General features: G+C 69.7%; 7 protein-coding genes and 3 pseudogenes. 9 read left to right on the top strand and 1 reads right to left on the bottom strand.

Annotated features, from left to right (window positions below; translation table 11 throughout):
• Positions 1-309: 309 nt before the first annotated feature.
• Together ACFXHB_RS43650 and ACFXHB_RS43645 are read left to right on the top strand one after the other, a co-directional pair.
• Positions 310-396, top strand: a pseudogene (locus tag ACFXHB_RS43650) (BBE domain-containing protein); the annotation flags it as partial.
• Between the two features lie 390 nt (positions 397-786).
• Positions 787-1,317, top strand: coding sequence for a hypothetical protein (locus ACFXHB_RS43645; protein ID WP_380582623.1), 531 nt, complete (start codon positions 787-789; stop codon positions 1,315-1,317).
• Between the two features lie 674 nt (positions 1,318-1,991).
• Here the strand turns inward: ACFXHB_RS43645 and ACFXHB_RS43640 are convergent.
• Positions 1,992-2,066, bottom strand: a pseudogene (locus ACFXHB_RS43640) (hypothetical protein); the annotation flags it as partial.
• A 588-nt stretch (positions 2,067-2,654) separates the two neighbouring features.
• On the opposite strand from ACFXHB_RS43640, the gene ACFXHB_RS43635 reads away from it, so the two are divergent.
• The 7 genes and pseudogenes from ACFXHB_RS43635 to ACFXHB_RS43605 form a co-directional block, all read left to right on the top strand.
• Positions 2,655-2,843, top strand: coding sequence for a hypothetical protein (locus tag ACFXHB_RS43635; protein ID WP_380582621.1), 189 nt, complete (start codon positions 2,655-2,657; stop codon positions 2,841-2,843).
• Positions 2,840-3,586: a hypothetical protein gene (locus ACFXHB_RS43630; RefSeq protein WP_380582619.1), complete on the top strand. Its 747-nt coding sequence runs from the start codon at positions 2,840-2,842 to the stop codon at positions 3,584-3,586. The genes ACFXHB_RS43635 and ACFXHB_RS43630 overlap by 4 nt, the downstream gene beginning before the upstream one ends.
• Before the next feature lie 216 nt (positions 3,587-3,802).
• A complete protein-coding gene (locus tag ACFXHB_RS43625) occupies positions 3,803-4,810 on the top strand; it encodes an SAM-dependent methyltransferase (protein WP_380582617.1) in 1,008 nt (335 codons plus the stop codon).
• Positions 4,811-4,953: 143 nt separating this feature from the next.
• The gene (locus ACFXHB_RS43620) at positions 4,954-6,357 is read left to right on the top strand and encodes a cytochrome P450 (protein ID WP_380582615.1); all 1,404 of its coding nucleotides are present in this window, start codon (positions 4,954-4,956) and stop codon (positions 6,355-6,357) included.
• Positions 6,354-7,202: an SAM-dependent methyltransferase gene (locus ACFXHB_RS43615; protein ID WP_380582613.1), complete on the top strand. Its 849-nt coding sequence runs from the start codon at positions 6,354-6,356 to the stop codon at positions 7,200-7,202. The genes ACFXHB_RS43620 and ACFXHB_RS43615 overlap by 4 nt, the downstream gene beginning before the upstream one ends.
• 57 nt (positions 7,203-7,259) lie before the next feature.
• Complete coding sequence (locus tag ACFXHB_RS43610; protein ID WP_380582611.1) at positions 7,260-8,348, top strand: terpene synthase family protein; 1,089 nt, start codon at positions 7,260-7,262, stop codon at positions 8,346-8,348.
• 71 nt (positions 8,349-8,419) lie between these two features.
• Positions 8,420-8,521: pseudogene (locus tag ACFXHB_RS43605) on the top strand (IS5/IS1182 family transposase); the annotation flags it as partial.
• Positions 8,522-8,689: the final 168 nt, after the last annotated feature.

Raw genomic sequence — 8,689 nt, 5'->3', positions numbered from 1 at the left:
TCTGCGGCGAACGGTGCGCCGAACGGTCGAACGGGACCGGGTACCGGGTTCCCTCACCGGGAGCGCGCAACGGCCCAGGTCACCAGCACGTCTCAGCCGTTCCAGCCCTTGACGGCGGTCCCGATCCGAGGGTGTCATATGCCTCATCGCTAATGAGCGTCTCGGAGACGACTCCGGAGCCGGACACCGCCGCAGGGACGGCCGGCAACGCCGAACCACCCCCGGGCCCGCGCCCTCCTGATGCGTGAGCAGCCGGACCTGGTCCGCGGACCAGGTCCGGTAGGCCAGGCATGACGATATTCCAAGGCGAACTACCGCTGCCTGCAGAAGGCCAAGGACACCTGGGACCACAAGAACGTCTTCCACCACGCCCAGTCGATGACCCTGCCGTCCTGACCGCACACGCAGAGCGATGTCGACCATCCGGTAAACAGACGATATTGGGATGAAAGGTATGAGTAAAGAGCTCAAGTGACGACTTGCCTGATCGCAGTTGGCCCGCCGGGCACGTTCGCAGAGGTCGGAACGAGTTCGACGGGCCAGGGTCAGCGTTCTCACGTGTACGTACGTTTCTGAGGGTGTACTCGGACTGATGCTGACTTTTGCTGACCTCGACCGACGGTCAGTCAGGTGGGATTCGCCGGCCACGGGCGCGCCGACCTCTGTCGCCGTGGGCCGTATCGGCTCCGACTGCACCAGGATCCTGGAGGTGATCGAGGCCAGGGCCACTGTCGCCACCCACCTGTTCAGCGCCGTGCCCGGCGCCCACCGCGCTCCGGCCTGATCGTGGCTCTGCTGGAGGACGAGTGGGTCGCCGTCGAACTGATCAACGACGGCCTCCACCTCCAACCGTCTGTGCTCGACCTGGCCCACCGCACCGCCGGCGCCTCCCGCATCGCCCTCATCGTCGACGGTCCCTGCCCTCTCGGCCCGCTCCCGGTTCAGGTCGAGGACGGCGTTGCCGTGCTCGTCGACGACAGCGCCATCGGGGAGTTCTCGTGGAACCGGGCGGTGGAGTCGCGCTCCACCGTCCCGGCTCGCTTCTCCGGCCTTGCCGACCGGATCGGCACCCGTCGAAGCGCCTTCCGGTCCGGTCAACCTGGCGCAGACTCCACCAAGTACAGGCCGGATGCTGCCACTGACGACGACAGCTCACCGGCGCCTCGGGCGCCCGAGGTGGACGCCGCGGTGCACGTTCTGACAGAGCCGGCCCGCGCCGGGTGGCTCGACGCGCCCCTTGCGGGGTATGGAGGACGGCCGACTGCACGGTCTCCGGTGATTGCCGTCGCCCAGGGGTGGGCGTGCAGGGAGCCGTAGGGCTCTATCGGTGCCCACTCCGAGGCCGGCAAGCGCGGCGGCTGCCTTCGGAACCCGGTGTCCCCGGGAGCCTCCGGCCGTCCGCACACTCCCTGCGCACCTGACTGACCTGCCCTCAGAGAGACAGCTAGGGTGATGAATTGGATTCTCTCTGTGTGAAGAGGAGGCGGATATGCGCCGTGCTCCATGGCGCCTCGTGGCGCACCCACACGTTCCGACAGGGGCACCCAGTTGCGGCTCTTCTTCGTCTTCGGTGCGGTCAGGACGAGTTCGTGGTTGTCGACGGCGGACAGGGTGTGGCGGATGTACATGACGCGGTCGTCGAGCCGCACGCACGGGCGCTGGAGGCCGAGTGCCTCGCCCTTACGCAGGCCGGTGCCGATGACGACCTCGAAGAGGTCGGCGAAGGCGGGGTCGACATTGCGGCAGTGGGAGAGGAAGGCGACGGCCTGTTCCGCGGTCCAGGGGACGCGTTCGTCGGGGCGGGGTCTGCGCATGGGCAGGGGCTGGGCGGCGTCGAAGGGCAGGCGGTGGGTGCGCACGGCGGTGCTCAGGGCGCTGGAGAGCGTGGCGAGGCAGTGGTAGACGGCCTGGCGTCCGCGGCCGGCGTCGAGCTGCTCTTGGGCGTAGGCGGAGATGTGGTCGTGGGCGAGCTCCTCCAGGCGCAGCTTGCCGAAGACGGGTATCAACTCGCAGAGCACGTAGGTGCGGTAGCGGGCGTAGGTGGTGGGCTTGAGCAGGAACTCCATGCCCTTGAGTCACTTGGTGAGGTAGGCGGCGACCGTCTCCTGCGGGTCGGCGTCGAACCCCAGCTGCCGCCCTTCCAGGAAGCGCCGCAACGCCGTCTCGGCATGCCACTCGTCCTCGAAGCCGCCGCGACGTATCGTGCGCCTGCGGCCCGTGAGGGAGGGGACGTCGACGGCGAACGTCCATGTACCGTGCTCCTCCTCGGTCAGGTGCGGACACGCTGCGCCGAGCTGGCGCCGGGTCGCGTCCCGGCACCCGCACCGGCGGTAGACCCGGCCCGGCCGTCCTGACTTGCGTACTTCCCCGGCCTCCTGCGGCAGTTGATCCTTGATCGACCCGCGGAGGCTACCGGGGCACCGCCCCGACGCTCGTCTGCGACCACCATGCGATCACCAACGCCGAACTGGCCCCTGACCTGCGGCGCGCGGTGAGGACCTCGGAGCGCCGGATGTACGGGAGGCTCCGGCTTTGCCTTCCTCGGCTGTTCGGCTGCCTGCGGGGAGTGCGGACGCCCAGATCCGCTACCGTGTGCAACCAGCCTGCCAGTGTGGGTCGGGGATCACGTCGGTCACATAGCGCTACTGGAATCGTTGGATGAGCCGGTCGCGGTGGGCGGCGGCTTCGTGGACGAGCCGGGTGAGGCGCGCGCGGCGGCGCCACTGGTGTTCCTCGGCCTGTTCGTCGTCCCAGCTCTCGGTGTCGCCGGCCGGTTCCAGGTGGTGTCGGGAGTGCGGACGTGCGGACCCTGCTGGAGCGCAGCGGGGGACTGCCGCTGGTGATCGAGGAGGACCTGGTCACGCTCGCCCGCTCACCCGGCGGAGCGGACCTCACGACCCTGCGGGTGCCCCGCGGCCTGGGCGAGCTGCTCACCGAGCGCAGGGCGCGGCTGGGCCCCGACGCGGCGGCCTTGGTCGACGACGCCGCTGCCCTCGCGGTCCCGGCCTCACCGACACTGCTCGCCGGGGCCGCCTTCGTCCCCGACACCGAGCACCTGGCCGACACGGCCGCCGCCCACCCCGACCTCCTCGATGACGACACCTTCGACTGGATCGCCGAAGCCGTCTTCAAGGAGGGATCGCTGCGGCGCGAAGCCGGACTCCCGGTCCCGCAGGCCGTGACCCCCGGACTTGGGCGGCTCACGACCTGCTCGACAACCTCCGCCCGGACCTCGCGGAAGGGAGCCCCCAGTCCGGGGTACGGGATCTTTCGGAGACGGTGGCCCGAAGAGGTCTGCTGCCTGGTGACTTCGGTGCCGACACTCCGTGTTCACGGTGCTCGTGTCAACCCACCCGGATCTCACAAACGCACATGCGTGCATCGCGTGCACGCATGCGGGGTGCCGGGCTACTTCTTCGCTGCTGATGGCGGGTGTCTTGTGGAGCCGTGCCCGCACCGCCGCGGTGGCCTCGACGCCACCGGCGTCCGTGCCGGCCCTGACGGGCCGCCGCCGGCGTGCAGGGCGAAGCGGACGAACGAGCGGAACGAACAGGTCGGCCCCGGGCCCCGAACAGGCCGGCCCTGAACAGTGGGAGAGCGCTTTGAAACCGACACCAGAATCCGGTATCCCCGAAGACGACACGGCCACCCTGACCGCCCATCGGGAACGGCAGCGGTACGCCCTGACCAAGAAACTCCACCAGGACCCGCACCCGCGGTGCGGAGCCGTCGCCCCCACGCGTTCGACGAACAGACCCGGCCGACTCCGGCTCCGCCGTGTCCACCCGCGGGGAGGCCAGCGATGACCACCACCGCCCGGTCCCCCCACAGCTCCTTGCCGGAGAGTGTGACCGTCATCGACAGCGACATACCCGACCCCTACCGAGGCAAGGTCGTCTCCACCTACTCCGACCCCCCCGACGACTGGCGCAAGACCCTCGGCGACACCTGCCTGTTCGAGTGGGGCGTCTACGAAGGCGCCCGCCGCCATCTCGACCTCGGTGAGGCCGGAGTCCGCTTCTTCGACCGCCAGCTCCACCACGCCGGCCTGCTCACCGGCCCCCGCCCGCCGATCGGCCGCATCCTCGACCTGGGCTGCGGCTGGGGATTCATCACCTACCTGCTGGCCCGCCGCTTTCACGACACCCCGCGGATCGACGCGGTCAACATCAGCCCGGAGCAACTCGCCTACTGCGCGGACTACTTCGCCGACCATGACCTGAGCGGCCGCGTCAGCCTGTACCTGTGCAACGGCCAGGACGTCGACCGCCTCCCCGACCCGCAGACCCCCTACGACCTCGTCGTCATCCGCGGTGTCTACACCCACCTCCGCAATGACGTCTTCGAGCAGTCGCTGAAAGCCCTCGCCACCCGGGTCCGTCCAGGTGGCACTGTCATCATCTCCGACACCCTGTTCAAGGGGGATCTCGACGGCTACACCTCCGCGATCCACGACGACGTCGACCGGCTCGCATGCGGAAACCGCAAAACCCCTGAGTACTTCGCCGATGTCATCCGGTCGAACGGCTTCTCCATCGCCGACATGCGTGTCCTGCCGTCCAACGCCGACGTCGCGCACTGGTTCGTCCAGGTGAAGTCGAACATCGAACGCCACTTCCCCGCAGGCGTCACCGGTCCCCTCGAAGAACTACGCGTGATGGCCGACAACATGTCGGCCGGCCTCCTGCACGACAAAGTCTCCGCCTACAGCATCATCGCCCGCCGCCTCCCCGCCGCACAGACAGCGGCCGGGCCGCCGCAGGCTCCCCCACGCACGGGCGAGCGCCGACACGCCGGCCCGGAACGCTGAGCAGCCGCCCCTACCTCCACGCGAGGGACGGCGGCTTCGCAGCCGCGCCGGCCGTCCCGGCGTCGCATGCCCGCCTCCAGGCATGCGACGCCGGGGCCCGGCCACGTCGAAGGGGTCACCCGTCCCGCCCCAAGGGATCAGCCATGACCAAAACACCGACACCCCGCCCCCAGCCCGCCTCCGCCGCCACCTGCCCCCGCCGTGCCCACGCCGGCCTGCCCGCCGGCCCTCACCTGACCCCGGCCGAGCTCCACACCATGGAGAACGACCGGCTGCTGTCCACCTGGGAGGACTACGCCCGCGCCTACGGCCCCCTCTTCACCCTGCACACCGACGGAGCCGCACCCCGCGTCTACGTGAGCGATCCCCAGGCGATCCGCCGGCTCTTCATCGCCAACCGGACGACCTGGGGCGCCCGCGGCACGCTCTACTTCCGCCGCGTGATCGGCGCACAGGCCCTGCCCTACCTCACCGGCGACGCTCACCGCGAAGTGCGCCGCCTCCTCGCGCCGCCCCTGCACAGCAAACCCGTACGGGCCCTCGGGCCCCACATCGACGACATCATCACCACGGTCCTGGACACGCTGCGCCACGGCCCCCGCCCCTTGATCAAGGTCGCCCACGACATCACCCTGCGTCTCATCGTCCGCGCGGCCTTCGGCCCGCTGCCCGAAGAACGCCGTGAGCTCTGCGTCCGCCTCCTCACCGAGATCATGGACCTGATGTACGAACCGGCGGCGGCGCCGGACACCGACCCCGCACCGCTGATCCAGCGCATCGACGCGCACGTGAACCGGCTCCAGCTCTTCGTGCGCGAGGAGAGCGCGCTGCTACGCGCCGACCCGGCGCAGCAGCGCGACGACCTGCTGTTCCACCTCGCGACCAGCGAACCCGCCCAGAACGACGAGCAGATCCGCGGCCACATCATGACCCTGCTCATCGCCGGCCACGACACCACGGCCAGCGCCCTGGCCTGGGGAATGCGCCTGCTCGAACTCCACCCCGACGTACGCCGCCTGCTGCACGCCGAACTCGACTCCCTGAGCACCGCCCCACCCAACGACCCCGCCGCCGTCGCACAACTTCCCTACCTGGGCGCCATATGCGCCGAGATCCTGCGCCACGGCTCGGTCGTCCCGGCCGGCCTGGCCCGCATCGTGCCCGAAGACCTCGACTGGGACGGGCACCGCTTCCCGGCCGGTACGGAACTGGTCCCCGCCATCCACCTCGTACACCGCCGGGGCGACCTCTACCCCGACCCCGAACGCTTCGACCCGCAACGCTTCCTCGGCCACCGGCCCCCCGCTGCCGGCTACCTCCCCTTCGGCACCGGCACCCGCCGCTGCCCCGGAGCCGAACTCGCCGAATTCGAGCTCGCCACGGCCCTCGCCCGCCTGTCCCGCACCCCCGGACTGCGCCTGATCGGAGCCGAGCCAGGACTGCGCACCCTCAAGAACGGACCGACCATGACCACACCCACCAGCCTGCTGGTCGCCCTGGACGCCCCGTCATCCGCGCGTACGCAGCGGGGGGATGACCGCGCATGACCGCGACCGGAGACATCGGCGCCTACTACGACGCCCTCACCCCCGTGCTGCGGCAGCTGTGGGGCGACAACTTCCATATCGGCCTGTGGCCCGACGACACCGAACCCGCCGAACCCGCCGCGGACCGGATGGCGGCGGTCACCGCCGCGGGCGACCGCCTCACCGACCTCCTCCTGCGCGAGCTGCGCCCACGTTCAGGGCAGAAGTTCCTCGACATGGGTTGCGGCATCGGCCGCCCCGCACTGCGCCTGGCCCGGTCGACCGGCAGCCACGTCACCGGCATCACCATCAGCACCACCCAGGTCGCACTCGCCACCGCCCGAGCCGAAGCGGCCGGCCTCGGCGACCGTGCCCGCTTCCAGCACGCCGATGCGACCTGCCTGCCCTTCACCGACCATTCCTACGACGCCGCCTGGGCCATCGAGTCGCTGCTCCACATCGCCGACACCCGCAAGGCCCTCACCGAGCTGCACCGCGTTCTCGCACCGGGCAGCCCTTTCGCCGTGAGCGACATGATCCTGCGCGGCAGCGACACCGGCCGCCACGCACACTCCTCGATCACACCGGTCGGCACGCTGCTCGTCCACCTCGCCGAGACCGGCTACCACGTCGAGAAGATCATCGATCTCGACGCGCAGCTGCACCGGTCGCTGCAGCACCTCGAAGCCGACCTCGCCCGCCACCACGACGAACTCCGCGCCGCTCACGGCGACCAAGCCGTGGACGCGCTCTCCCGCATCCTCCGCAAGACCGTCCCGCACGTCGGCTCCGTCTTCGGCTACGTCGTCATCACCGCCCGCGCCATCCCCGTACCCGCCCCCGACACGACCGCCCGGCCCCGCTAGCCGCCCCAGCCCGTACAGCCCGGCCTTGCCGCAACGGACATACGACAGGAGAGTTTCGTGAACCAGCACACCCACCGCCCCACAGCCACAACCACCGCCGCCGCGGCCCTTTGGCCCAAGGAGGGCACCCCCTACCGGCTGCGGCTCAACTCCCGGTTCGTCCCCGTACTCCACCGCGACACCGCCAACATCGAGCGACGCGCCAACGCCTGGGCCCGCCCGCTCCTCGTGGCGCACTTCCGCAGCGAACGGGCCGCCGACGCCTATCTCGCCCAGCGCACCCCCTTCTGGGCGGGGATGACCTTCTCCCACGCGCGGCACGACCGCGGGTACTGGGCCGCGGTCAACGCGATCACCTGGGGTGTCGTCGACGACGCCTTCGCCCGGCCCGAGGTCCGCGACGACCATGCCCGGCTCGACCTCCTGCGCCACCTCTTCCACCAGGCCATCGACGGCACCCCCGCCCCCGAGGGCGAATCCGCCGTACGGATGGCTTACGAAGCGGTCGTCGGCGTCGCCGCGGACATGCCGCCGACCATGGCCGACCGCATCCGCACCACCCTCCACAAGGCGATCGACAGCTCCGCGGACCAGAACCGCGGGCCCCTCCTGGACACGCTCACCGAAGAGGCATACCTGGCGATCCGAGCCGACGACATGTGGGCCGTATGGATCGTGATCATGACGGAGTACGCCCTCGCCATCGACCTCGGCGACGAGCTGGCCCACGACCCCGACCTCCACCAGGCCGCTCAGCTGGCCACCGATTCCATCGCCTACGTCAACGACCTCTTCTCCTTCAACAAGGAGATCAGCATGGACGAGGCGTTCAACCTCATCTGGATCTACATGCGCGACGGCGGCCTGGACCTCCAGAGCGCCATCGACAAACTGATCGCCCTCCAGCAGAGCAACGAGGACGAGTTCGTCCGGCTGCGCGACCGCGTCCTCGCCGGCCCCCTCGGCGCCCGCACGGACATCCGCGAGTACCTGTCCGCGCTCGAACACATCTACCCGGCCAGCCCCTACTTCTACAGCTTCAGCCCCCGCTACCGAGCCCACACCCGGTGGGACGGCATCATCCCCGAGCACTACATCGTCGAACCGATCCCCTCCGTCTTCGAAATCGCCAAGTCCGACGCCTGAACGTGAACCTGCCCCCGTACCTCGTCAACCTCCTCGTAGGACGTCAGCCTGAACACAAGCACTTGACAGACATGAAGAACTGGAAAGTCCTCCGCGACTGCCGACAGAAGGGCGACGGGCTGCACCACGCCGTGCAGGCCGCCGCCCACATGCACAACCTCGTTCGAACCGCATGGAACCAGCAGGCCGGACCACATACCGACCTGCCCCCACCCGGACTTCTGCAACAAGCTTGGGAGTATCAGAATTTCGGCTCTGTCTCGTAATCGGTGGTAGCGCTCTGTGGTGATCACTGGAGGAGGATGCGGTGTCGGAGCAGGGGGAATCCGGCTCGGCCGTGC

The sequence above is a fragment of the Kitasatospora sp. NPDC059327 genome (assembly GCF_042752535.1).
Lineage (GTDB): Bacteria > Actinomycetota > Actinomycetes > Streptomycetales > Streptomycetaceae > Kitasatospora.
This window is presented reverse-complemented; position numbering and strand designations above follow the sequence as displayed.

Coding starts and splice junctions, on each gene's coding strand:
- ACFXHB_RS43625 (WP_380582617.1), top strand. CDS start 3,803: ATGACCACCACCGCCCGGTCCCCCCACAGCTCCTTGCCGGAGAGTGTG.
- ACFXHB_RS43620 (WP_380582615.1), top strand. CDS start 4,954: ATGACCAAAACACCGACACCCCGCCCCCAGCCCGCCTCCGCCGCCACC.
- ACFXHB_RS43615 (WP_380582613.1), top strand. CDS start 6,354: ATGACCGCGACCGGAGACATCGGCGCCTACTACGACGCCCTCACCCCC.